Raw genomic sequence first — 24,151 nt, forward strand, 5'->3', positions numbered from 1 at the left:
GTACAGCGCCGCCCATGTGGGAGCGGGCTTGCTCGCGAAAGGGGTCGCCGCAATTTCCGACCACGGCCGTCGGAATTGGTCAAAATTTGTGCTATATTCCGCGCCCGCGAAATTCAATGAAAGCCAACACCGGTTATCGACATGCAAGCAGCCAAGCCGTTATTTGACTATCCCAAGTACTGGGCCGAATGTTTCGGGCCAGCGCCGTTCCTGCCCATGAGCAGGGAGGAGATGGATCAGCTCGGCTGGGATTCCTGCGACATCATCATCGTCACCGGTGATGCCTACGTCGATCACCCGTCGTTCGGCATGGCGATCATCGGCCGGCTGCTGGAGTCCCAGGGCTTCCGCGTCGGGATCATTGCCCAGCCGAACTGGCAGTCCAAAGACGACTTCATGAAGCTCGGCGAGCCGAACCTGTTCTTCGGTGTCGCGGCCGGCAACATGGACTCGATGATCAACCGCTACACCGCGGACAAGAAAATCCGCTCCGACGATGCCTACACCCCGGGTGGCCTGGCGGGCAAGCGTCCGGATCGCGCAAGCCTGGTCTACAGCCAGCGCTGCAAGGAAGCCTACAAGCACGTGCCAATCGTGCTCGGCGGCATCGAAGCGTCGCTGCGCCGCATCGCGCATTATGACTACTGGCAGGACCGCGTGCGCAACTCGATCCTGATCGACGCCAGCGCCGACATCCTGCTCTACGGCAACGCCGAGCGCGCGATCGTCGAGGTCGCCCAGCGTCTGTCCTACGGTCACAAGATCGAAGACATCACCGACGTGCGCGGGACCGCGTTCATCCGTCGTGATACGCCGCAAGGCTGGTACGAAGTCGATTCCACGCGCATCGACCGTCCGGGCAAGATCGACAAGATCATCAACCCGTACGTCAACACCCAGGACACCCAGGCCTGCGCCATCGAGCAGGAAAAAGGTCCGGTTGACGATCCGCAAGAAGCCAAGGTCGTGCAGATTTTGGCCAGCCCGCGCATGACCCGCGACAAGACCGTGATCCGTCTGCCGTCGGTGGAAAAGGTCCGCAACGACGCGGTGCTCTACGCCCACGCTAACCGCGTGCTGCACCTGGAAACCAACCCGGGTAATGCCCGCGCGCTGGTGCAGAAGCACGGCGAAGTGGACGTCTGGTTCAACCCGCCACCGATTCCGATGACCACCGAAGAAATGGACTACGTGTTCGGCATGCCTTATGCGCGCATTCCGCACCCGGCGTACGGCAAGGAGAAGATCCCGGCCTATGACATGATCCGCTTCTCAGTGAACATCATGCGTGGCTGCTTCGGCGGCTGCACCTTCTGCTCGATCACCGAGCACGAAGGGCGGATCATCCAGAACCGTTCCCACGAGTCGATCATTCGCGAAATCGAAGAAATTCGCGACAAGGTTCCCGGTTTTACCGGCGTGATCTCCGACCTCGGTGGCCCGACCGCGAACATGTACCGCATCGCCTGCAAGAGCCCGGAAATCGAATCCGCGTGCCGCAAGCCATCCTGCGTGTTCCCGGGTATCTGCCCGAACCTGAACACCGACCACTCGGCGCTGATCAAGCTGTATCGCAGTGCCCGTGAATTGCCGGGTGTGAAGAAGATCCTGATCGCTTCCGGCCTGCGTTATGACCTCGCGGTCGAGTCGCCGGAATACGTTAAAGAGCTGGTGACCCACCACGTCGGTGGTTACCTGAAGATCGCCCCGGAACACACCGAGGAAGGTCCGCTCAACCAGATGATGAAACCGGGCATCGGCAGCTATGACAAGTTCAAGCGCATGTTCGAGAAGTACTCCAAGGAAGCGGGCAAGGAGCAGTACCTGATCCCGTACTTCATCGCCGCCCACCCGGGCACCACCGATGAAGACATGATGAACCTGGCCCTGTGGCTCAAGGGCAACGGTTTCCGTGCCGACCAGGTGCAGGCGTTCTACCCGTCGCCGATGGCCACCGCCACCGCGATGTACCACTCGGGCAAGAACCCGCTGCGCAAGGTCACCTACAAGAGTGACGCGGTGACCATCGTCAAGAGCGAGGAGCAGCGTCGTCTGCACAAGGCGTTCTTGCGTTATCACGACCCGAAAGGCTGGCCAATGCTGCGTGAGGCACTGACCCGCATGGGTCGCGCCGACCTGATCGGGCCGGGCAAGAACCAGTTGATTCCTTTGCACCAGCCGTCGACTGACAGCTACCAGAGCGCCCGTCGCAAGAACTCGACGCCGGCCGGCAGCCATAAGGTGGCCAAGGAAAAGACCACCAAGATCCTCACCCAGCACACCGGCCTGCCACCGCGTGCCAGCGATGGCGGCAACCCGTGGGACAAGCGCGAACAGGCCAAGGCGGCGGCGTTCGCCCGCAACCAGCAGGCGGCCAAGGAACGCAAGGACGCGGCCAAGGGCAAGGGGCCGAAGCCGGCTCGCAAACCCGTCGTACCGCGCTAAGCCTCGCCTGCGCTGAACAGAACGCCAACCTTCGGGTTGGCGTTTTGCATTCCTGGCTTGGAGGGTGTGCAGGGCTGCTGGCCTCTTCGCGGGCAAGCCCGCTCCCACAGTGTCCGAGTCAAACACAAATTTTGCGAACGCCTCTAAACCTGTGGGAGCGGGCTTGCCCGCGAAGAGGCCGGTTTTGGCGGCGTCTATGCAACGGAACGCCACAAATACGTGCAACTCGTGCAATCCAATTCTCCGCATCGCCCGTTTTTGGTGCTGTACTGCCTCAGGCAATCGAAGAAAGCGCCAGCAATGCGCGATGGCATAAGTCTTGCGCGCTTTCCAATACGCTCAAGGTTCGCAGGAGGCACGCCGTGTCGATTCATGTCGCATTGCACCATGTCACGCATTACCGCTATGACCGCGCTGTCGAGCTCGGCCCGCAGATTGTTCGCCTGCGTCCCGCTGCCCACAGCCGCACGCGGATTCTGTCTTATGCGCTGAAAGTCTCGCCCGAGCAGCACTTTATCAACTGGCAGCAGGACCCTCAGGGCAATTACCTGGCGCGGCTGGTGTTCCCGGAGAAAACCGAAGAACTGCGGATCGAGGTCGATCTGCTGGCGGAGATGGCGATCTTCAATCCGTTCGACTTCTTCCTCGAACCCTACGCGCAAAAGATCCCCTTCACCTATGCCGCAGATGAGCGCAAGGAACTGGCGCCGTATCTGGAAACCCTGCCGCTGACGCCGAAATTCAAGGCCTATCTGGACGGCATCGACCGCACACCGTTACCGGCCGTGGACTTCCTCGTCGCGCTCAACCAGCGCCTGAGCGAAGACATTGACTACCTGATTCGCATGGAACCCGGCGTGCAGACGCCGGAACACACCCTCGAACACGCCTCCGGTTCCTGCCGCGACTCGGCATGGTTGTTGGTGCAACTGCTGCGCAACCTGGGACTGGCGGCGCGCTTCGTGTCGGGGTACCTGATCCAGCTGACCGCCGACGTGAAAAGTCTCGATGGTCCGTCCGGCACCGAAGTGGATTTCACCGATCTGCACGCCTGGTGCGAGGTGTACTTGCCCGGTGCCGGCTGGATCGGCCTGGACGCAACCTCCGGGCTGTTTGCCGGTGAAGGACATATTCCGTTGGCCTGTAGTCCCGATCCGTCTTCTGCGGCACCGATCAGTGGCCTGGTGGAACCCTGCGAGTGCGAATTCAGCCACGAAATGTCCGTGGAGCGGATTTGGGAAGCGCCGCGGGTCACCAGGCCCTACACCGACGACCAGTGGCTGGCGATTCAAGCCCTGGGCCGACAGATCGATGCCGACTTGCTGGAAGGCGATGTGCGCCTGACCATGGGCGGCGAGCCGACCTTTGTGTCCATCGATGACCCGGACGGTGCCGAGTGGAATACCGCGGCACTGGGGCCGGATAAACGACGGTTGTCCGCCGAGCTGTTCCAGCGCATGCGTAAACACTACGCGCCCAATGGACTGGTGCATTTCGGGCAGGGCAAGTGGTACCCCGGCGAGCAACTGCCGCGCTGGTCGCTCAATTGTTATTGGCGCCGCGACGGCGTGCCGATCTGGCACAACAGCGCGTTGATCGCCGACGAACAACAAGACTACGGCGCCGATGGTGCGCTGGCCGGGCGTTTTCTGGCGAGTGTTGCCGAACGCCTGAAAATTCCGACTCGCTTCGTTTTTCCAGCCTACGAAGACAATTTCTATTACCTCTGGCGCGAAGGAATGCTGCCGCAAAACGTCAGCGCCGAAGATTCGCGTCTGGAGGAGCCGTTGGAGCGGGCGCGTCTGCGCAAGGTGTTCAGCCAGGGGTTGGACAAGGTGATTGGCCAGGTCCTTCCGCTGGCGCGCACCGCCAAGGGCGATCAGTGGCAGAGCGGCCGCTGGTATCTGCGCGACGAGCACTGCCGACTGGTGCCGGGGGACTCGCCGCTGGGCTATCGCTTGCCGCTGGGGTCGCAACCTTGGGTGAAAGCGGCGGAGTATCCATTCATCCATACGCAAGACCCGAATCAGGCGTTCCCGCCGCTGCCTGACACCGGCCAGCTGCAGAGCCAGGGCGCAGCCGTCACAGAAGAGCGCGCGCCAAAAATCGATGAGTCCGCCAACTGGCTGACCCGCACGGCCTTCTGTGCCGAGGCGCGGGAAGGCCGTTTGTACCTGTTCATGCCGCCGCTGGAGCGGGTCGAGGACTACCTTGAACTGGTCGCGGCCATCGAAGCCACCGCTGAAGAACTGATGTGCCCGGTATTGCTGGAGGGCTATGAGCCGCCGAGCGATCCACGCCTGAGCAACTTCCGCATCACCCCGGACCCGGGGGTGATCGAGGTCAACGTGCAGCCGTCCGCCACCTGGGATGAATTGGTCGAGCGCACCGAGTTCCTCTACGAAGAAGCGCGCCAGACCCGCCTGACCACCGAGAAATTCATGATCGACGGCCGGCACACCGGTACGGGCGGCGGTAACCATTTCGTGCTGGGTGGCGCGACCCCGGGGGACTCGCCGTTTCTGCGTCGCCCGGATCTGCTGCGCAGCCTGATCAGCTACTGGCATAACCATCCATCCCTGTCCTACCTGTTTTCCGGGCTGTTCATCGGCCCGACGTCCCAGGCGCCCCGCGTCGACGAAGCGCGCAACGATGCCTTGTACGAACTGGAAATCGCCTTCGCGCAGATGCCTGAACCGGGTGAGGAGTGTCCGCCATGGCTGGTGGATCGACTGCTGCGCAACCTGCTGATCGATGTGACCGGCAACACCCACCGCGCCGAGTTCTGCATCGACAAACTCTATTCGCCGGACGGTGCCACCGGGCGCCTCGGATTACTGGAGCTGCGTGCGTTCGAGATGCCGCCCCATGCCCGCATGAGCCTGGCGCAACAATTGTTGCTGCGGGCGCTGGTCGCGCGGTTCTGGCGCGAGCCCTATGCACCGCCGAAGCTGGCGCGCTGGGGCACGGAGCTGCACGATCGCTTCCTGTTGCCGCACTTTATCGAGCAGGATTTTGCCGATGTCATCGTCGACCTCAACGCCGCCGGCTATCCGGTGCGGGCCGAATGGTTCGCCGCGCATCTGGAGTTCCGTTTTCCCAAGGTGGGCGATTACGCCGTCAGTGGTATTGCCCTGGAACTGCGCCAGGCGCTCGAGCCTTGGCACGTGCTGGGTGAAGAGGGCGCGATGGGCGGCACGGTGCGTTACGTGGATTCGTCGCTGGAGCGTTTGCAGGTCAAGCTCAGCGGCTTGCCGCCCCAGCGTTATCTGCTGACCTGCAATGGCGTCCCGGTGCCATTGCAACCCACGGGGCGGGTCGGCGAGTTCGTCGCGGGCGTGCGTTTTCGTGCCTGGCAACCGGCCAACTGCCTGCAGCCGACCATCCCGGTCCACGCGCCGCTGGTATTTGACCTGCTCGATACCTGGATGCAGCGTTCGCTGGGCGGCTGCCAGTACCACGTCGCCCACCCGGGCGGGCGCAATTACGACAGCTTGCCGATCAATGCCAACGAGGCCGAGAGCCGGCGGATGGCACGCTTCTTCCGTGTCGGGCACACGCCGGGGACACTGCCTGTACCCCATCTGGACATTAACGATGAACTACCGATGACGCTCGATTTGCGACGTTTCTAAACCGTCCGCGACGCCCGGATTTTTCGTATATCCGGGCGTCACGAGCCTGCGCTAGTCTGACCGATCATTGCTGTCTGCCGAGTTTTCCATGCCTGACCTGCTAGACCGCTACCCGCTGACGGCGGGCACCTATCACGAACTGCTCGACGACAGTGGCGCCGTGCGCCCGCACTGGCGCCGGCTGTTCGAGCAGTTGCAACGCAGCACGCCGGCGCAATTGGTGCAGCGTCAGGCCCTGCTGACCCGGCAAATCCAGGAAAACGGCGTTACCTATAACGTCTATGCCGACCCCAAGGGCGCTGACCGGCCGTGGGAGCTGGACCTGCTACCCCACGTCATCGCTGCCGATGAATGGCAACAGTTGTCGGCCGGCATCGCGCAGCGGGCGCGTTTGCTCAATGCCGTACTGGCTGACCTTTACGGTCCGCAACGGCTGATTGCCGAAGGCCTGCTGCCCGCCGAACTGGTGTTCGGTCACAACAACTTCCTTTGGCCCTGTCAGGGCATCAGTCCGCCTGACGGAGCCTTTCTGCATCTGTATGCCGTGGATCTGGCGCGCACACCCGATGGCCGCTGGTGGGTCACGGCGGACCGCACCCAGGCGCCTTCGGGTGCCGGGTATGCGCTGGAAAACCGCACGATTGTGTCCCGGGCCTTTCCCGAGTTGTACCGTGATTTGAAGGTGCAACACCTGGCCGGGTTCTTCCGAACCTTGCAGGAAACACTGGCTCGTCAGGCCCCCAGTGACGAGGACGCACCCTTGGTGGTGCTGCTGACACCCGGGCGGTTTAACGAAAGCTATTTCGAACATCTGTACCTGGCGCGTCAGCTCGGTTATCCGCTGGTGGAGGGCGGCGATCTGACGGTGCGCGACGCCACGGTCTACCTGAAGACCCTGAGTGGACTGCGCCGGGTGCACGCGATCATGCGTCGGCTCGACGATGACTTCTGCGACCCGCTGGAACTGCGCACTGATTCGGCCCTCGGAGTCCCTGGTCTGCTGGAAGCGGTGCGGCAGGGGCGTGTGCTGGTGGCCAACGCGCTCGGCAGTGGTGTGCTGGAATCGCCGGGCTTGCTGGGTTTCCTGCCGAAGATCAATCAGTTCCTGTTCGGCGAAGAGCTGATCCTGCCGTCCATCGCCACCTGGTGGTGCGGCGAAGCGCCGGTATTGGCCCAGGCCCTGGAAAAACTGCCGGAGCTGCTGATCAAACCGGCGTTTCCGTCCCAGAGCTTTGCACCGGTATTTGGCCGCGACTTGAGTGAAAAAAAGCGCCAGGAGCTCGCCGAGCGCATGCAGGCCCGGCCATACGCTTATGTAGCGCAAGAACTTGCGCAATTGTCCCAGGCGCCGATCTGGCAAGCCGAAGACGGTCAACTGCAACCCCGGGCCATCGGCATGCGCGTGTATGCGGTGGCCAGCCGCGAGGGATATCGGGTGTTGCCCGGTGGCTTGACCCGGGTCGCCGCGCAAGCCGATGCCGAAGTGGTGTCGATGCAGCGTGGCGGCGCCAGCAAGGACACCTGGGTGCTAGGCGATCGAGCGCCCAGTGGCGAGCAATGGAAGGCCCAGCGCAACATCGGCGTGCATGATCTGGTGCGGCGCGATCCGTATCTGCCATCGCGGGTGGTGGAAAACCTGTTCTGGTTTGGCCGTTACTGCGAACGTTGCGATGACAGTGCTCGTTTGCTGCGCATCATGCTGGCGCGCTATGTCGACGGCGACGACCCGCAAGCCCTGCAGGCCGCAGTCGATCTCGGCGAACGGTTGATGCTGCTGCCCGATGAGGGTGAATTGCCTGAACGCCTGTTGGCGGCGCTGCTCGGCGACGACTGGCCGTTCAGCCTGCGCTCCAACCTGCAACGCTTGCAGTGGGCCGCTTCGCAGGTGCGCGGCAAGCTCTCGCGGGAAAACTGGCAGGCGCTGGTGGAGTTGCAGCGCGAAGCCACGGAGCTGGAAACCGAAGAGCCGGATTTCGGTGAGTTGCTGGATTTCCTCAACCGTCTGGTGATGTCCCTGGCGGCGCTGTCCGGCTTTGCCCTGGACGACATGACCCGGGACGAAGGCTGGCGTTTCCTGATGATTGGCCGGCGGATCGAACGCTTGCAGTTTCTCAGCGGCAGCCTGGCGGCGTTCCTGCGGGGCGCCGGGGTTTTCGATCAGGCCGGGCTGGAATGGTTGCTGGAGCTGGGCAACAGCAGCATCACCTACCGGTCGCGCTATCTGGCGGTCGCGCAGTTGATCCCGGTACTCGACCTGTTGTTGCTCGACGAGCAGAACCCTCACGCCGTGTTGTTCCAGTTGAAACTGGTGACACGCACCCTCAAGCGTCTCAACGACGACTTTGGCGTACCGCGTGAAACAATACTGCCGCAATTGGTCGAGCGTCTGGCGCGATTCGATCTGGGTTGCCTGGAAAACCCGCTGTTCGGCGACGCCAGTGTTCGCGCCGCCATCGAAGGGCTGGCCGCACTGTTGCAGGAGATCGCTGACGCCAGCGGGCAAGTCTCCGATCGCCTGGCGCTGCGGCATTTCGCCCATGTCGACGATGTCAGCCAGCGCACGGTGTCCGTCTGATGAGCGCCCGTTACCAGATTTTCCACGACACCCATTATCACTACGACAGCCCGGTGTCCCTGGCCCAGCAACTGGCGCATTTGTGGCCGCGCCCTTGTGCCTGGCAGCGTTGCACCGACCGCCAATTGCAGATCAGTCCGCAGCCCACCTCGCGTCGCGATGAGCTGGATGTATTCGGCAATCCGCTGACCCGGCTGGCGTTCGAGCGTCCCCACGATGAGTTGCTGGTCAACGCCAGCCTCACGATCGAAGTGTTGCCCCGACCTGTGCTGGACTTCAGTAAGTCTGCGGCGTGGGAACACACACGAAGCGCACTGACCTACAGCAGCCAACCGTTGTCGCCAGAATTGCTCGAAGCCTGTCGATACCGGTTCGAATCGCCGTATGTGCATTTGAAGAAAAACTTCGTCGAGTTCTCGCAAAGCTGTTTTCCACCCGGTCGACCGTTGTTGCTAGGCGTGCAGGCGCTGATGGAGAAAATCTTCAGCGAGTTCACTTTCGATGCTGAAGCTACCCAGGTGGCGACGCCGCTGGTGGAAGTACTGGAACGCCGACGCGGGGTCTGCCAGGACTTTGCTCACCTGATGCTCGCCTGCGTGCGTTCCAGAGGGTTGGCGGCGCGCTATATCAGCGGCTACCTGCTGACCCAGCCACCACCGGGCCAGCCACGGCTGATCGGCGCCGATGCGTCCCACGCCTGGGTTTCGGTGTTTTGTCCGGTGTCGGGGTGGGTGGATTTCGATCCGACCAACAATGTGCAGCCGGCGCTGGAGCACATCACCCTGGCCTGGGGCCGGGATTTTTCCGATGTGTCGCCGTTGCGGGGGGTGATCCTGGGAGGAGGGAACCACGACCCGGAAGTTCGGGTAACCGTGATGCCACTGGAATAACAACGATCGACTGTAGGAGCGAGCTTGCTCGCGATGGGCGTGAACGATGACGCGTACTGTCAGGAAAAATGCGTTGTCTTGGAGTTTTTCGCGAGCAAGCTCGCTCCTACAGGGGGCGGTATGTGCAGCTCTTTGGGGTGGGGTTTTAGATCGGCCTGTGAGGATCGGCAGCCAAGCTGCCAATCCATTACACAGATCCGGTGGGCCAGATCAGATCAACCGGCCGGAGGTTCTCAGGCGTCGGGCGCCGAGTCTTTTGGTGCATCAACATCGTCTTCTGCCGCCACTTCACCCTCAGGGTTCAGTGCCGCTTCTTCAGCTGTAGCTTTCTTGCGCTGAAGCTTTTCCTCTTTCTTCTGCTCCTTGGCCAAGTCTCTCTGACGTTTGGCGAAGGAATAATTAGGTTTAGCCATGGGCGATCCTCTGGGGTCGAAGGTGAGGTTGAGCGGCGCATATTCTGCCCTGTATCGGTGCCGAGCCGTTAGCTGGGTTTTTGCTCGGCCCACTTTGGCGCTACGGACGGTTGCCAGGCATCCAGCGCATCGAGCAGGTTTTGCGGTGATTCGCTCACCTGCAGCATGTCACGGTGCTGGCCGCGAACGAAGCCTTCGCCGACGATGTGATCAAGAAAAGACGTCAATTTGCTGTAGAAACCGTTCACTTCCAGCAATCCCAGCGGTTTTCCGTGGTAGCCGAGCTGGCCCCAGGTCCAGACTTCGAACAGTTCTTCGAGGGTGCCAAGGCCACCGGGCAGCGCGATAAAGGCATCGCTGAGTTCGGCCATCCGCGCCTTGCGCGCGTGCATGCCATCGACAACTTCCAGGCGGGTCAGGCCGCTGTGGCCGATTTCCTTGTCCTTGAGGCTTTGCGGGATGATGCCGATCACTTCTCCGCCGGCCGCCAGGGCCGCATCAGCGACGATGCCCATCAGCCCCACGGCGCCACCGCCATACACCAGGGTCAGCTTGCGTTCGGCCAGAGCCCGGCCAAGGGCCACGGCTGCTTCGCGGTAAGCCGGGTGGGTGCCGGTGCTGGCGCCACAAAATACACAAACGGATGTTAAAGACATGCCTTGCTCCATGGTCAATCAGGGCCACAGAGTAAAGGCAGGCGCGCGGCACTCCAAGGGCTAGACTTGGTGTTTTGGCGTTTCGTACGTACCGCTGGCGCCGCAGGCGTAGGCGGCCAGCAAACTGCACAACAGGCTGTTGATCGACATGACAGGCATTCCATTTGAAGGGGGACGGCCTGATGATAGGCCCGGGCCAGACACTTGGCCGTTAGATATTTCGCATCGGTGCCATAGCGCGAAAGTTGTATACAATTTTTGATTCAAGTCATATGAACTTGCGAAGTTTTCAGGCAGTCTTCTGTTTATTCGCGATTTCGTTAACCCTGCCTTGGAGATTCACCATGTTTGCCAAACTTGTTGCGGTATCCCTGTTGACACTGGCCAGCAGCCAATTGATGGCTGCCGAGTGCAAAGTCACTGTCGACTCCACCGACCAGATGTCTTTCGACACGAAGGCCATCGAAATCGACAAGAGCTGCAAGACGTTTACCGTGGAACTCAAGCACTCCGGCAGCTTGCCGAAGAACGTCATGGGCCATAACTGGGTGCTGAGTAAAGAAGCCGACATGCAGCCGATCGCCACCGATGGCCTGAGCGCCGGCATCGACAAGAACTACCTGAAAGAAGGCGACGCTCGTGTGATCGCCCACACCAAGATCATCGGCGCCAAGGAAACCGATTCGGTGACCTTCGACGTGTCCAAGCTCGCGGCCGGTGAAAAGTACGGGTTCTTCTGCTCGTTCCCGGGCCACATCTCGATGATGAAAGGCACCGTGACCCTGAAGTAATCAGGTACACCGCGTCATCGTTCTTCGCGAGCAAGCCCGCTCCCACATTTAGACCGCGATCAAATGTGGGAGCGGGCTTGCCCGCGAAGGGGCCAGAAGCATCGACATATGTTGGCCAAAGAAAAAGCCCGCTGAAGCTCAACACTTCAGCGGGCTTTTTCATTCACTCACGCTTCAAGGCGCAAATGGCATCACACGCTTGTGATGGGTCTTGTTGTAGGTGTCGCAAATGATCTTGAACGCTTCCTCACGCACCGGATGGCCGTGCAGGAACGCGTCGATCTCGGCATAGGTCACGCCGTGGGAGGCTTCGTCCGGTTTGCCGGGCGACAGGTCTTCAAGGTCCGCCGTCGGGACTTTTTCCACCAGCGATTCCGGCGCGCCGAAGCTGCGGGCGATGGCGCGGACCTGGTTTTTCACCAGACCGCTCAGTGGCGCCAGGTCGCAGGCGCCGTCACCGAACTTGGTGAAGAACCCCATCACCGCTTCCGCCGCGTGATCGGTGCCGATCACCAGGCCATGGGCCGCGCCGGCAATGGTGTACTGGGCGACCATGCGCATGCGCGCCTTGGTGTTGCCAAGCACGAAGTCCACCGACACCGCATGTTTGCCTTCGAAGGCCGCCACTTCACTGGCCAGGGATTTGACCGCCGGGCCGATGTTCACGGTGTGGCGCTCGTCCGGCTTGATGAAGTCCACCGAAGCCTGGGCGTCGTGTTCATCGAACTGGGTTTCGTAGGGCAGGCGCACGGCAATGAATTTGTACGCGGCATCACCGCTGCGCTGGCGCAGTTCACGCACGGCCCGTTGGGCCAGCAGGCCGGCGGTCAGGGAGTCGACACCGCCACTGATGCCCAGGACCAGGGTCTTGAGCCCGGAGTTGACCAGGCAGTCCTGAATGAAAGTCACCCGCCGGGCGACTTCGGCCTCAAGGGCGGCTTCGTCGGCGAATGGCGGCTGGACCTTGAGCTGTTCAGCAATCTCACGCTGTACGGCTTGCATGAATTCACTCCTTGCTTGATGGACTTGAAAGGGCGGCAGGTACTTGGAAAACGTGTCGCAAGTACGCGACGAAATTCGGGTCTTTGCAGTGCGTCTTGCCAGGCTCGTCGGAGATCTTCGCCACCGGCTGGCCGTTGCAGGCGGCCATTTTAAGCACGATGCTCATCGGTTCGACACCCGGAATATCACAGGTCAGGTTGGTGCCGATGCCGATGCCGAAGCTGACATTGATCCGACCGCGCAGCGCCCGGAATATCTCCAGGGCCCTGGGCAGGGTCAGGCTGTCGGAGAAGGTCAGTGTCTTGCTCATCGGGTCGATACCGAGCTTGTGATAGTGGGCGATGGCTTTTTCCGCCCAGACCACCGGATCGCCCGAATCGTGGCGCAGACCGTCGAAAAGCTTGGCGAAAAACAGATCGAAATCGCCGAGGAAGGCATCCATGGTGATGCAGTCGGTCAGGGCAATCCCCAGCAGGCCACGGTATTCGCGGACCCAGCAATCGAGTGCGGCGATCTGGCTGTCGATCAGCCGCGGGCCGAGCTGCTGGTGCGCCATGATCCATTCGTGGGCCATGGTGCCCAGCGGTTTCATGTCCAGCTCCCGGGACAGGTGCACGTTGCTGGTGCCGACAAAGCGTCCGGGGAAGTCGTGCTTGAGCACATTCACCACTTCTTCCTGTACGCGATACGAGAACCGGCGGCGCGTGCCGAAATCGGCCACCTGCAACTCGGACAATTCATCGCTGCTGGCGTTGGCGCTCAGCCAGTCGAACTTGCGGTAGAGCTGCTCGCGGGCCTGCTCCAGCACGACTTCGCGATAGCGATAGCGATTGCGTACCTCGCTGACCAGCGCCAGCAGCGGCACTTCGAACAGGATCACATGCAGCCAGGGGCCGCGCAGGCGGATGACCAGCTCGCCGTTTTCGATACCGGTGTGGAGGTAGCGCAGGTTGAAGCGAAACAAGCCGAGAAAGCGCAGGAAATCCGGCTTCAGGAAGCTGATGCGTTCCAGAAAGCTCAATTGATCGGCGCTCAGGCTCAGTTCGGCCAGGCGCTCGATCTGGAAACGGATCTCCGCCAGGTAGGGGCGCAAATCCTCGCCGTTACGGCAACGAAACTCCCATTCGACTTCGACGTTGGGGTAGTTGTGCAGCACCGCCTGCATCATCGTCAGCTTGTAGAAGTCGGTGTCGAGCAGGTTCTGCACGATGCGATCGGCAAACACACTCTCGCTCATAACGGGGGGTCTCCAGCGTTGCAGCGGTATTGATCAATGGCGCTAGTGGCGCATATCAGGGGGCAGGATTGCCAGCGATTTCTTGGATCAAAACTGATCCCTGTGGGAGCGGGCTTGCTCGCGAAAGCGGTTTCACATCCAACAATGATGTTGCCTGACACTCGGCCTTCGCGAGCAAGCCCGCTCCCACAGGGGGTGTGCAAGGGCCTAATGCGGCACCGCCTCCGGGCTATCAATCTGCTCCAGCATCCATTTCACAAAGTCCCGCACCTTGGGCACTTCCGCCGAGTGCTCCGGGTACGCAAGGTAATAGGCATCGCTGCTGGGCATTGCATGCTGCCAGGGAATGACCAGCTTGCCGTCGGCCAGTTCCTCTTCCACCAGAAAGCGCGGTAGCAGCGCCACGCCGCAGCCAACCTGGGCGGCGCGGATGCACATGTAAAAGGTTTCGAAACGCGGGCCGTGGTAGCTGTGCTCGGTGTGGTAGCCCTGGTGGTCGAACCAGTCATGCCAGGCCTGGGGGCGGGAGGCGTTTTGCAGCAGGACCAGGTCGGTCAGTTGCGTCGGGTCGGTGAACGGCGTATCCGGCAGGCTACCCGGGGCGCACACTGGCACCAGCTCTTCACCAAACAGCTTCAGGCATTCGGTGCCGGGCCGCGAGCCCTGGCCGAAGTAGAACGCCAGGTCGCTGCGACCTTGCAGCAGGTCGTCGGCTTCCTGTTCGCTGCACAGGTCCAGATGGATCGACGGGTGCCGCAGACGCCAGCCTTTCAGGCGCGGTACCAGCCAGCGCGCGCCGAAGGTGGGCGGCGTCGAAACCCGCAGGACTTCGGTTTCGCCACCGTAGGAACGCAAGTAGTGGGTCGACATCTCGACCTGAGTGAGGATTTTTCGCACCTCGACCAGGTACAGATCGCCGGCCGGCGTCATCTGCAGGCGGCGGCGCACCCGACGGAACAGCAGGTGCTGCAACAGCTCCTCGAGTTGCGCGACCTGTTTGCTCACGGCGCTCTGGGTCAGGTTCAGCTCTTCGGCAGCCCGGGTGAAGCTCAAGTGCCGGGTGACGGCTTCGAAGCACTGCAACGCAGCGATCGATGGCAGGTAGCGTTTATTCAGCATGGGCGGTCCTTGGTTCTTGTTTCTTATTGCCAGCAATGCACAGCATGAATAAACGGAATGATATCTCTCTTAAAGGTCGTTTGTTGAGTAACCTCCGGGCAGCTAAAACTACAGGCCTGATCAGCCGTGATTTTCCGGCTGCACGTGTTCTGTCTTTTGCTTGAGGAGTGACCCATGGTTGCCGCATTGCTTGATCGTCTAGGTGTGAACCCGGCCCTGTACCAGAACGGCAAAGTGCCGGTGCATTCGCCGGTCGATGGCAGCAGGATCGCCGCCGTGAACTGGGAAGGCGCCGCTGAAGTCGAGCAGCACATCAGTCGCGCAGATCATGCGTTCGAACTGTGGCGCAAGGTTCCGGCACCGCGCCGTGGTGAGTTGGTGCGTCAATTCGGTGAAGTGCTGCGCGAATACAAGGCCGACCTCGGCGAGCTGGTGTCCTGGGAAGCTGGCAAGATCACTCAGGAAGGCCTGGGTGAAGTTCAGGAAATGATCGACATCTGCGACTTCGCCGTCGGCCTGTCCCGTCAGTTGTACGGTTTGACCATCGCCTCCGAGCGCCCTGGCCACCATATGCGTGAAACCTGGCACCCGCTGGGCGTTGTCGGGGTGATCAGTGCCTTCAACTTCCCGGTTGCGGTATGGGCCTGGAACACCACGCTGGCACTGGTGTGCGGCAACCCTGTGGTGTGGAAACCGTCGGAAAAGACCCCGCTCACCGCGCTGGCCTGCCAGGCGCTGTTCGACCGCGTCGTGAAGAACTTCAGCGATGCACCTGCGAATTTGTGCCAGGTAGTGATCGGTGGTCGCGATGCCGGCGAAGCCTTGGTGGACGACCCGCGTGTAGCCCTGATCAGCGCCACCGGCAGCACCCGTATGGGCCGCGAAGTGGCACCGAAAGTGGCCGCGCGCTTTGCCCGCAGCATTCTCGAACTGGGCGGTAACAACGCCATGATCCTCGGCCCGAGCGCCGACCTGGACATGGCTGTTCGCGCGATTCTGTTCAGCGCCGTCGGCACCGCCGGTCAGCGCTGCACCACCCTGCGTCGACTGATCGCTCATGAATCGGTGAAAGAAGAAATCGTCACCCGCCTGAAAGCCGCGTACTCGAAAGTACGTATCGGCCATCCGCTGGAAGGCAACCTGGTCGGCCCGCTGATCGACAAGCAAAGCTTCGACAACATGCAGGATGCGCTGGAGCAGGCCTTGAGCGAAGGCGGCAAGGTCTTCGGCGGCAAGCGTCAGCTGGAAGACCAGTTCCCGAACGCTTACTACGTTTCGCCGGCCATCGTCGAAATGCCGGAGCAGAGCGACGTCGTGTGCCACGAAACCTTCGCCCCGATCCTGTACGTGGTCGGCTACACCGACTTCCAGGAAGCGCTGCGCCTGAACAACGCCGTGCCACAAGGCCTGTCCTCGTGCATCTTCACCACCGATGTGCGTGAAGCCGAGCAGTTCATGTCGGCGGTGGGCAGCGATTGCGGCATCGCCAACGTCAACATTGGCCCGAGCGGTGCGGAAATCGGTGGCGCGTTTGGTGGTGAGAAAGAAACCGGCGGCGGTCGTGAGTCCGGTTCCGATGCATGGCGCGGCTACATGCGCCGCCAGACCAACACCGTGAACTATTCGCTGGAGTTGCCGTTGGCGCAGGGCATCACCTTCGATTAATTGTAGGAGCGAGCTTGCTCGCGATGATCGTCAACGATAACGCGGGCTTGCTGTTTAAAACGCGTTGCCATGACGTTTTTCGCGAGCAAGCTCGCTCCTACAGTGATTTGTGTGTTGGTTAGGTTTCTGTTGGAGTCTGGCAATGCCGTTACGCGAAGAGTGTCTGTGGGAAAAACTGACGCCACAGAGGCCGGACAATTCGGCCCTCAAGGGGGAGGTCACGGTGGATGTCTGCGTCATCGGCGCCGGGTTTACCGGTTTGTCGGCGGCGGTGCATCTGCTGGAGCAAGGCAAGACCGTTTGTGTGCTGGAGGCCCATCGTGCCGGCCATGGTGGCTCGGGGCGCAATGTCGGGCTGGTCAATGCCGGGATGTGGATTCCCCCGGACGAGATCGAAGCCGGGTTCGGCACTGAGGTCGGCAGCCAGCTCAACCGTATGCTGGGCGCGGCGCCATCCCTGGTGTTCAGCCTTGTGGACAAATACAACATCGATTGCCAGTTGCGCCGCGAAGGCACGCTGCACATGGCGCACAACGCCCGTGGCGAAGCCGACTTGCGCAGTCGTAAAGAACAATGGAAACGTCGCGGTGCGCCGGTTGAGCTGCTCACCGGTCAGGCCTGCGAGCAAGCCACCGGCACGAAAAAGATCGCCGCGGCATTGCTCGATCGCCGCGCCGGCACGCTCAACCCGATGGCTTACACCACCGGGCTGGCCAAGGCGGCTATCGGCCTGGGTGGTCAATTGTTCGATCATTCCCCGGTCACCCGCCTCGAACGCCAGGGCCAGCGCTGGTCGGTGCAAACCGCCCAGGGTTCGGTGATGGCCGAGAAAGTGGTGATTGCCTCCAATGCCTACACCGAAGGCGACTGGACGGAACTGCGGCGCAATTTCTTCCCCGGTTATTACTATCAGGTGGCCTCGGTGCCGCTGACCGAAGAAGCCGCCCGGCAAATTCTGCCCGGTGGCCAGGGCTCCTGGGACACCCGACAGGTGCTCAGCAGCATCCGCCGGGATAAAGACGGTCGCCTGCTGCTGGGCAGCCTGGGTAATGGCAATCAGAAGCCGACCTGGTTCCTCAAGGCCTGGGCCGACCGCGTGCAGCAGCACTATTTCCCGTACCTCAAACCGGTGGAATGGGAGTGCACCTGGACCGGCCGCATCGCCTTCACCCCCGATCATCTGATGCGCCTGTTCGAGCCAGCGCCCGGTTTGGTGGCAGTCACCGGTTACAACGGGCGGGGCGTGACCACGGGAACGGTGGTCGGCAAGGCCTTTGCCGATTACCTGTGTAACGGAAATCCTCAAGCGCTACCGATTCCTTTCGCGCCCATGCAGCCATTGGCCGGGGTGGGGTTGCGCAGCTGTCTGTATGAGGCGGGATTCTCGCTGTATCACGCAGGCCAGTGCCTGCGGATCGTGATCTGAATGTTGATTTTTGCAGTGGGGAAGCGGCGCTTTTTCGATCTGCAGCTAGCCTGTAGTGGTGCGGGTTGTAGCAGTCTCGCACCAGCAGTGTGCACTTCGGTGACGCACGTTGTTACAGGCTGGTTGCACGTCGTTTAAAGCCGCGGTTGCAATGATGGCGCAGGCGGGTTGCGCCTCAAAAAAATAATGGTTTTACCTTCCGCGGTTTAGACGGTTGCACGCCCAATGAAAATGGGATCGAAACAGTCGAAATAACAAGAAAGCAGCGACTTTTTTCAGAATAAAAAACCGATGGCACGGCCCTTGCTCTGAGCATTCATTGAAGTCGCAGTGCCAATTAAAAAAACCATGGAGCACCACCTCATGTCCCAGACGTTTTACAAGAAAGGCTTTCTGGCCCTCGCAGTGGCAACTGCGCTGGGTGTTTCTGCGTTTGCTCAGGCTGACATCAAGATCGGCGTAGCGGGACCAATGACAGGCGCCAACGCGGCATTTGGCGAACAGTACATGAAGGGTGCACAAGCGGCGGCCGATGCGGTCAACGCGTCGGGCGGGGTCAACGGGGAAAAAATCGTACTGGTCAAGGGCGATGACGCCTGTGAACCGAAACAGGCTGTGACGGTCGCCAAGGACCTGACCAACCAGAAAGTCGCCGGCGTGGTCGGTCACTTCTGCTCCTCGTCGACCATCCCGGCCTCCGAGATCTACGACGAAGCCGGCATCATCGCCATCACTCCAGGCTCCACCAACCCGGCTGTGACCGAGCGCGGCCTGAGCGCCATGTTCCGTATGTGCGGGCGTGACGACCAGCAAGGCATCGTGGCCGGCGACTACATCGTCGACGTGCTCAAGGGCAAGAAAGTGGTCGTGCTGCACGACAAGGACACCTACGGTCAGGGCCTGGCGGATGCCACCAAGGCTCAGCTTGAGAAGCGTGGCGTGAAGCCTGTGCTGTATGAAGGCCTGACCCGTGGCGAGAAAGACTTCAGCACCATCGTGACCAAGATCCGCGGCGCTGGCGCTGACGTCGTCTACTTCGGTGGCCTGCACCCGGAAGCCGGTCCTCTGGTGCGTCAACTGCGTGAACAGGGCCTGAAAGACGTCAAGTTCATGTCCGACGACGGCATCGTGACCGACGAACTGGTGACCACCGCTGGCGGTCCGCAATTCGTTGACGGCGTGCTGATGACCTTCGGCGCCGACCCACGCCTGCTGCCAGACAGCAAGACCGTGGTAGACGCCTTCCGCAAGGCCGGTACCGAGCCTGAAGGCTACACCCTGTACGCTTACGCTTCGGTCCAGACCCTGGCCGCAGCCTTCAACGGCGCCAAGTCCAACAAGGGTGAAGAAGCGGCCGCATGGCTGAAGAAGAACCCGGTCAAGACCGTCATGGGCGAGAAGACCTGGGACAGCAAGGGCGACCTGAAAGTCTCCGACTACGTGGTTTACCAGTGGGACAAGGACGGCAAATACCACCAGCTGGAAAAACAGAAGTAAGGGCTGACTCGATCACCTGAACCCCACTGATCCCTTGTGGGAGCGGGCTTGCTCGCGAAAAACGTCAACGATAACGCGTGTTTGCTGGTTCAACGCGTTGTCCTCAGGTTCTTCGCGAGCAAGCTCGCTCCTACAGGGGGCGGTGGTGGCCAGCCTGATCGTGGTTGTCATTGCTCCGACGTATATCTGTATTTTCCTTAGAAGAACCGCACAGCCACCTGTGCAGGTTCTCATTGCGTGAGATTGCGTTATGGATGGTATTTTCCTGCAGCAACTGGTCAACGGCCTGACCCTCGGGTCGGTCTATGGCCTGATCGCCATCGGCTACACAATGGTCTATGGCATCATCGGCATGATCAACTTCGCCCACGGCGAGGTTTACATGATTTCCGCTTACCTCGCGGCAATCAGTCTGGCTCTGCTGGCTTACTTCGGTATCGAATCCTTCCCGCTGCTGATGCTTGGCACGCTGATCTTCACCATCGTCGTCACGGCGGTGTATGGCTGGGTCATCGAGCGTGTCGCCTACAAGCCCCTGCGCAACTCCACTCGACTCGCACCGCTGATCAGTGCGATCGGTATTTCCCTGATCCTGCAAAACTACGCACAGATCTCCCAAGGCGCGAAGCAACAAGGCGTTCCGACTTTACTCTCGGGTGCCTGGCGCGTTGATATCGGTACCGGTTTCGTTCAGTTGACCTACACCAAGGTCTTCATTCTGGTCGCCGCGTTTGTCGGGATGGCCGCGCTGACCTACATCATCAAGTACACCAAGCTCGGCCGCATGTGCCGTGCAACCCAGCAAGACCGCAAGATGGCTTCGATTCTGGGGATCAACACCGATCGGGTGATTTCCTACGTGTTCATCATCGGTGCAGCGATGGCGGCCCTGGCCGGCGTGCTGATCACCATGAACTACGGCACATTCGACTTCTATGCCGGTTTCATCATCGGGATCAAGGCGTTCACCGCCGCGGTGCTCGGCGGGATTGGCTCACTGCCTGGCGCGATGCTCGGCGGGATCATTCTCGGGATTTCCGAGTCGCTGTTTTCCGGCCTGGTGAACTCGGACTACAAAGACGTTTTCAGCTTCTCGCTGTTGGTCCTCGTTCTGGTCTTTCGGCCTCAAGGCCTGCTCGGCCGTCCTCTTGTGTCGAAGGTGTAAGCGATGTCTTCAACCACTCATAAAACAATCGATATCAAAAAAAGCCTGGTTGACGCGATTCTTGCCGGTCTCATTGCCCTGATTGTGTTCGGGCCGATTGTCGGTGTCGTTCTCGATGGCTATGGCTTCAACCTGGAAACCACCCGGGTGGCGTGGATCGTGGCGATCGTCATGGCCGGACGTTTTGCCCTGAGCATGTTCCTGCAGACAGCCCAGGGCCTGAAAATCCTCGAAGGCTTTGAAACGACAGGCTCCGGGGTGCATGTGCTGGCGCCTGACTACAAGTCGCGGCTGCGCTGGATCATCCCGCTGGTGATCTTGATTGCCCTGGTGTTTCCGTTTTTCTCCAACTCCTACCTGCTGGGCGTGGTCATCCTCGGGCTGATCTACGTGCTGCTGGGGCTGGGGCTGAACATCGTGGTTGGCCTGGCCGGCCTGCTCGACCTTGGTTACGTGGCGTTCTACGCCATCGGCGCCTACGGCCTGGCACTCGGTTACCAATACCTCGGGCTGGGCTTCTGGACGGTGTTGCCGCTGGCGGCGATCATCGCCGGCCTGGCCGGTTGCATCCTCGGTTTCCCGGTGCTGCGCCTGCACGGCGACTACCTGGCGATCGTGACCCTGGGCTTCGGTGAAATCATCCGCCTGATCCTCAACAACTGGTTGTCGCTGACCGGAGGCCCGAACGGCATGCCGGCACCGCTGCCGACTTTCTTCGGCCTGGAGTTCGGCAAGCGAGCCAAGGACGGCGGTGTGCCGTTCCATGAGTTCTTCGGCATCGCCTACAACCCCGACGTGAAGTACTACTTCATCTACGCGGTGCTGTTCCTGGTGGTGCTGGCTGTGCTGTACATCAAGCATCGCCTGACCCGCATGCCGGTCGGCCGCGCCTGGGAAGCCCTGCGTGAAGACGAAATCGCCTGTCGCTCCATGGGTCTGAACCACGTATTGGTCAAGCTCTCGGCATTCACCATCGGTGCCTCGACGGCCGGTCTGGCCGGGGTGTTCTTCGCCACCTATCAGGGCTTCGTCAACCCGACCTCGTTCACCTTCTTCGAATCGGCGTTGATCCTCGCCATCGTGGTACTGGGCGGCATGGGTTCGACCATAGGCGTGGTGATTGCAGCCTTCGTGCTGACCGTCGCTCCGGAACTGCTGCGTGGCTTCGCCGAGTACCGCGTGCTGCTGTTCGGCATCCTGATGGTGTTGATGATGATCTGGCGACCGCGCGGCCTGATTCGGATCAGCCGTACCGGTGTGACGCCGCGTAAAGGAGTAGCGCCATGAGCGAAGTCGTACTCTCCGTAGAGAAGCTGATGATGCACTTCGGCGGCATCAAGGCATTGAATGATGTGAGCCTGAAGGTCAAGCGCAACTCGATCTTCGCCCTGATCGGCCCCAACGGCGCCGGCAAGACCACGGTGTTCAACTGCCTGACCGGGTTCTACAAGGCCTCCGGCGGCAAGATCGAACTGAACGTGCGCGGGCAACAGACCAACGTTATCAAGTTGCTGGGCGAATCGTTCAAGCCGACCGATTTCGTGTCGCCAAAAAGCTTCATCACCCGGCTGCGCTACAAGATGTTCGGCGGCACCCACCTGGTGAACCGTGCCGGCCTGGCGCGGACGTTCCAGAACATTCGCCTGTTCAAGGAAATGTCGGTGCTGGAAAACCTGCTGGTGGCCCAGCACATGTGGGTCAACCGCAACATGCTGGCCGGCATCCTCAACACCAAGGGCTATCGCAAGGCCGAAAGCGATGCGCTGGACCATGCCTTCTACTGGCTGGAAGTGGTGGACCTGGTGGACTGTGCCAACCGTCTGGCCGGTGAACTGTCCTACGGCCAGCAACGCCGCCTGGAAATCGCCCGCGCCATGTGCACCCGTCCGCAGATCATCTGCCTCGACGAACCGGCCGCCGGCCTCAACCCTCAGGAAACCGAAGCGCTGAGCGCGATGATCCGGCTGCTGCGCGATGAGCACGATCTGACCGTGGTGCTGATCGAACACGACATGGGCATGGTAATGAGCATTTCCGATCACATCGTGGTGCTGGACCACGGCATCGTCATCGCCGAGGGTGGTCCCGACGACATCCGCAACGACCCGAAAGTGATTGCCGCGTACCTGGGCGCCGACGAAGAGGAGGTGGTATGAGCAAACCCATCCTCGAACTCAAGGACCTGGACGTGTTCTACGGCCCGATCCAGGCCCTGAAAGGCGTCTCGCTGCATATCAACGAAGGGGAGACCGTCAGCCTGATCGGCTCCAACGGCGCCGGCAAATCGACCCTGCTGATGTCGATCTTCGGCCAGCCACGGGCCGCCGACGGGCAGATCCTTTATCAGGGCGTGGACATTACCCACAAGTCGTCCCACTACATCGCCTCCAACGGCATCGCGCAATCGCCGGAAGGGCGGCGGGTGTTCCCCGACATGACAGTCGAAGAAAACCTGCTGATGGGTACCATCCCTATCGGTGACAAGTACGCCAAGGAAGACATGCAACGCATGTTCGAGCTGTTCCCGCGGCTGGAAGAGCGGCGTACCCAGCGGGCGATGACCATGTCCGGTGGCGAGCAGCAGATGCTTGCCATCGCCCGCGCCCTGATGAGCCGGCCCAAGTTGTTGCTGCTCGATGAGCCGAGCCTGGGGCTGGCGCCGATCGTGGTGAAACAGATCTTCGCGACCCTGCGAGAACTGGCCAAGACCGGCATGACCATCTTCCTGGTAGAACAGAACGCCAACCACGCCCTGCGGTTGTCGGACCGGGCGTACGTTATGGTCAACGGCGAAATCCGCATGACCGGCACCGGCAAGGAGCTGCTGGTCAACGAGGATGTGCGTAACGCTTACCTCGGCGGCCACTGAGTTTCAGTGGGTTATGCACAAGCCCCGGCGCGCAATCGCCGGGGCTTTTTTACACTCCAAACACCGCCAATTTCCTTGTAGGAGCGAGCTCGCTCGCGATAAACCGGAGAACGCTGCGGGGTGTCTGGTTTCCCGCGTTATCGTTCACGAACATCGCGAGCAAGCTCGCTTCTACAGGGATCGCAGGAAATTGTGGAAAACAATATTCAAGAGCTCCCGAAGCGCGACATAAAGCCGCTGCAAATAGTTGTTTTGTCACGGTTTTGACTTGTCCCCGTTTGCTGTGGAGCCGGCTGTGAATAACGTGGGAGTAGCTGGCTGCAGGCCTTTTAAACCGTGGCCTGCAGAGGCGTGTTCAGTTTTTGATCAAGTGTTTTTGCGCAACTTGAAGAGCGCTTTGTCAACCTTTTTGTTCGAGATGAAAGTGGGTGGAATCAGCGTGGACAAGCCTGTGGATAAGTCTGTGATTAAACTCTGGAAAGACCCGGCTGAAGGCCGTGGTTACTGGCTTGGCGCCATCGCTGGATTGACCCGTCAGTCATGAAAATCCCCAGGGGCTACACGGCAGGCTATTGAGGGTCAAGCAAAAAAGTTTCAAAAATCCGCGCAAAGCCTTGTGGACAGCGGCTTGCAGCTTTTCCACTTGCCCCCAAAGACTGTGGACCGGCCTGTGGATAACGTGCGCGCACATGGCTGCAAGCCAGGCTGGCCAAGGGCTTGCGATGGTTGTTCGTTTTTTGTACAGAAAGTGCGGTTGCCGCTATGG

18 protein-coding genes are annotated in these 24,151 nt (G+C 60.8%); 13 read left to right on the forward strand and 5 right to left on the reverse strand.

The features are described 5' to 3' along the window. Positions 1-141 precede the first annotated feature (141 nt). From BSF40_RS08010 to BSF40_RS08025, 4 genes are all read left to right on the forward strand, one after another. Positions 142-2,445, forward strand: a complete 2,304-nt coding sequence (locus BSF40_RS08010) for a YgiQ family radical SAM protein (protein ID WP_095964705.1) — start codon at positions 142-144, stop codon at positions 2,443-2,445. 362 nt (positions 2,446-2,807) lie between these two features. Beyond that, positions 2,808-6,080 (forward strand): DUF2126 domain-containing protein, encoded by a 3,273-nt coding sequence (locus tag BSF40_RS08015; protein WP_095964706.1) that lies wholly within the window; start codon positions 2,808-2,810, stop codon positions 6,078-6,080. 88 nt (positions 6,081-6,168) lie between these two features. Next, complete coding sequence (locus BSF40_RS08020; protein WP_095964707.1) at positions 6,169-8,655, forward strand: circularly permuted type 2 ATP-grasp protein; 2,487 nt, start codon at positions 6,169-6,171, stop codon at positions 8,653-8,655. Further along, the gene (locus tag BSF40_RS08025; protein ID WP_095964708.1) at positions 8,655-9,545 is read left to right on the forward strand and encodes a transglutaminase family protein; all 891 of its coding nucleotides are present in this window, start codon (positions 8,655-8,657) and stop codon (positions 9,543-9,545) included. The genes BSF40_RS08020 and BSF40_RS08025 overlap by 1 nt, the downstream gene beginning before the upstream one ends. Positions 9,546-9,778: 233 nt before the next feature. Here BSF40_RS08025 and BSF40_RS08030 read toward each other — a convergent pair whose 3' ends face one another. Beyond that, positions 9,779-9,958: a hypothetical protein gene (locus tag BSF40_RS08030; RefSeq protein WP_007973286.1), complete on the reverse strand. Its 180-nt coding sequence runs from the start codon at positions 9,956-9,958 to the stop codon at positions 9,779-9,781. 68 nt (positions 9,959-10,026) lie between these two features. Beyond that, a complete protein-coding gene (locus BSF40_RS08035; RefSeq protein WP_007973290.1) occupies positions 10,027-10,614 on the reverse strand; it encodes a TIGR00730 family Rossman fold protein in 588 nt (195 codons plus the stop codon). A 344-nt stretch (positions 10,615-10,958) separates the two neighbouring features. On the opposite strand from BSF40_RS08035, the gene azu reads away from it, so the two are divergent. Further along, positions 10,959-11,405 carry an azurin gene (gene azu / locus BSF40_RS08040; RefSeq protein ID WP_015093240.1) on the forward strand — a complete coding sequence of 149 codons (447 nt, stop codon included), beginning with the start codon at positions 10,959-10,961 and terminating at the stop codon, positions 11,403-11,405. A gap of 174 nt (positions 11,406-11,579) precedes the next feature. On the opposite strand, the gene nadE is transcribed toward azu, so the two are convergent. From nadE to BSF40_RS08055, 3 genes are all read right to left on the reverse strand, one after another. Then, positions 11,580-12,407, reverse strand: a complete 828-nt coding sequence (gene nadE / locus BSF40_RS08045; RefSeq protein ID WP_095964709.1) for an ammonia-dependent NAD(+) synthetase — start codon at positions 12,405-12,407, stop codon at positions 11,580-11,582. Positions 12,408-12,411: 4 nt separating this feature from the next. Beyond that, entirely contained in the window at positions 12,412-13,644 is a 1,233-nt protein-coding gene (gene pncB, locus BSF40_RS08050; RefSeq protein WP_095964710.1) for a nicotinate phosphoribosyltransferase, read from the reverse strand. A 207-nt stretch (positions 13,645-13,851) separates the two neighbouring features. Continuing rightward, entirely contained in the window at positions 13,852-14,763 is a 912-nt protein-coding gene (locus BSF40_RS08055; RefSeq protein WP_095964711.1) for a LysR family transcriptional regulator, read from the reverse strand. A 174-nt stretch (positions 14,764-14,937) separates the two neighbouring features. On the opposite strand from BSF40_RS08055, the gene BSF40_RS08060 reads away from it, so the two are divergent. From BSF40_RS08060 to BSF40_RS08095, 8 genes are all read left to right on the forward strand, one after another. Continuing rightward, on the forward strand, positions 14,938-16,428 hold the full coding sequence (locus BSF40_RS08060) for an aldehyde dehydrogenase family protein (protein ID WP_007973303.1): 1,491 nt from the start codon (positions 14,938-14,940) through the stop codon (positions 16,426-16,428). A gap of 142 nt (positions 16,429-16,570) precedes the next feature. After that, entirely contained in the window at positions 16,571-17,854 is a 1,284-nt protein-coding gene (locus BSF40_RS08065; RefSeq protein ID WP_095964712.1) for an FAD-binding oxidoreductase, read from the forward strand. Between the two features lie 363 nt (positions 17,855-18,217). Continuing rightward, positions 18,218-19,351, forward strand: coding sequence for an ABC transporter substrate-binding protein (locus tag BSF40_RS08070; protein WP_095964713.1), 1,134 nt, complete (start codon positions 18,218-18,220; stop codon positions 19,349-19,351). Positions 19,352-19,601: 250 nt separating this feature from the next. Then, positions 19,602-20,516 carry a branched-chain amino acid ABC transporter permease gene (locus BSF40_RS08075; RefSeq protein WP_008048116.1) on the forward strand — a complete coding sequence of 305 codons (915 nt, stop codon included), beginning with the start codon at positions 19,602-19,604 and terminating at the stop codon, positions 20,514-20,516. A 3-nt stretch (positions 20,517-20,519) separates the two neighbouring features. Beyond that, positions 20,520-21,803, forward strand: coding sequence for a high-affinity branched-chain amino acid ABC transporter permease LivM (livM, locus tag BSF40_RS08080; protein ID WP_095964714.1), 1,284 nt, complete (start codon positions 20,520-20,522; stop codon positions 21,801-21,803). Beyond that, positions 21,800-22,672, forward strand: coding sequence for an ABC transporter ATP-binding protein (locus tag BSF40_RS08085; RefSeq protein WP_095964715.1), 873 nt, complete (start codon positions 21,800-21,802; stop codon positions 22,670-22,672). The genes livM and BSF40_RS08085 overlap by 4 nt, the downstream gene beginning before the upstream one ends. After that, positions 22,669-23,385 (forward strand): ABC transporter ATP-binding protein, encoded by a 717-nt coding sequence (locus tag BSF40_RS08090; RefSeq protein ID WP_007979701.1) that lies wholly within the window; start codon positions 22,669-22,671, stop codon positions 23,383-23,385. The genes BSF40_RS08085 and BSF40_RS08090 overlap by 4 nt, the downstream gene beginning before the upstream one ends. Positions 23,386-23,680: 295 nt before the next feature. Then, positions 23,681-23,929, forward strand: coding sequence for a hypothetical protein (locus BSF40_RS08095; protein WP_083884527.1), 249 nt, complete (start codon positions 23,681-23,683; stop codon positions 23,927-23,929). Positions 23,930-24,151 lie beyond the last annotated feature (222 nt).

This window comes from Pseudomonas sp. ACN5 (assembly GCF_002303975.1).
In the GTDB taxonomy this organism is placed as follows: Bacteria; Pseudomonadota; Gammaproteobacteria; order Pseudomonadales; family Pseudomonadaceae; genus Aquipseudomonas; species Aquipseudomonas laurylsulfatiphila.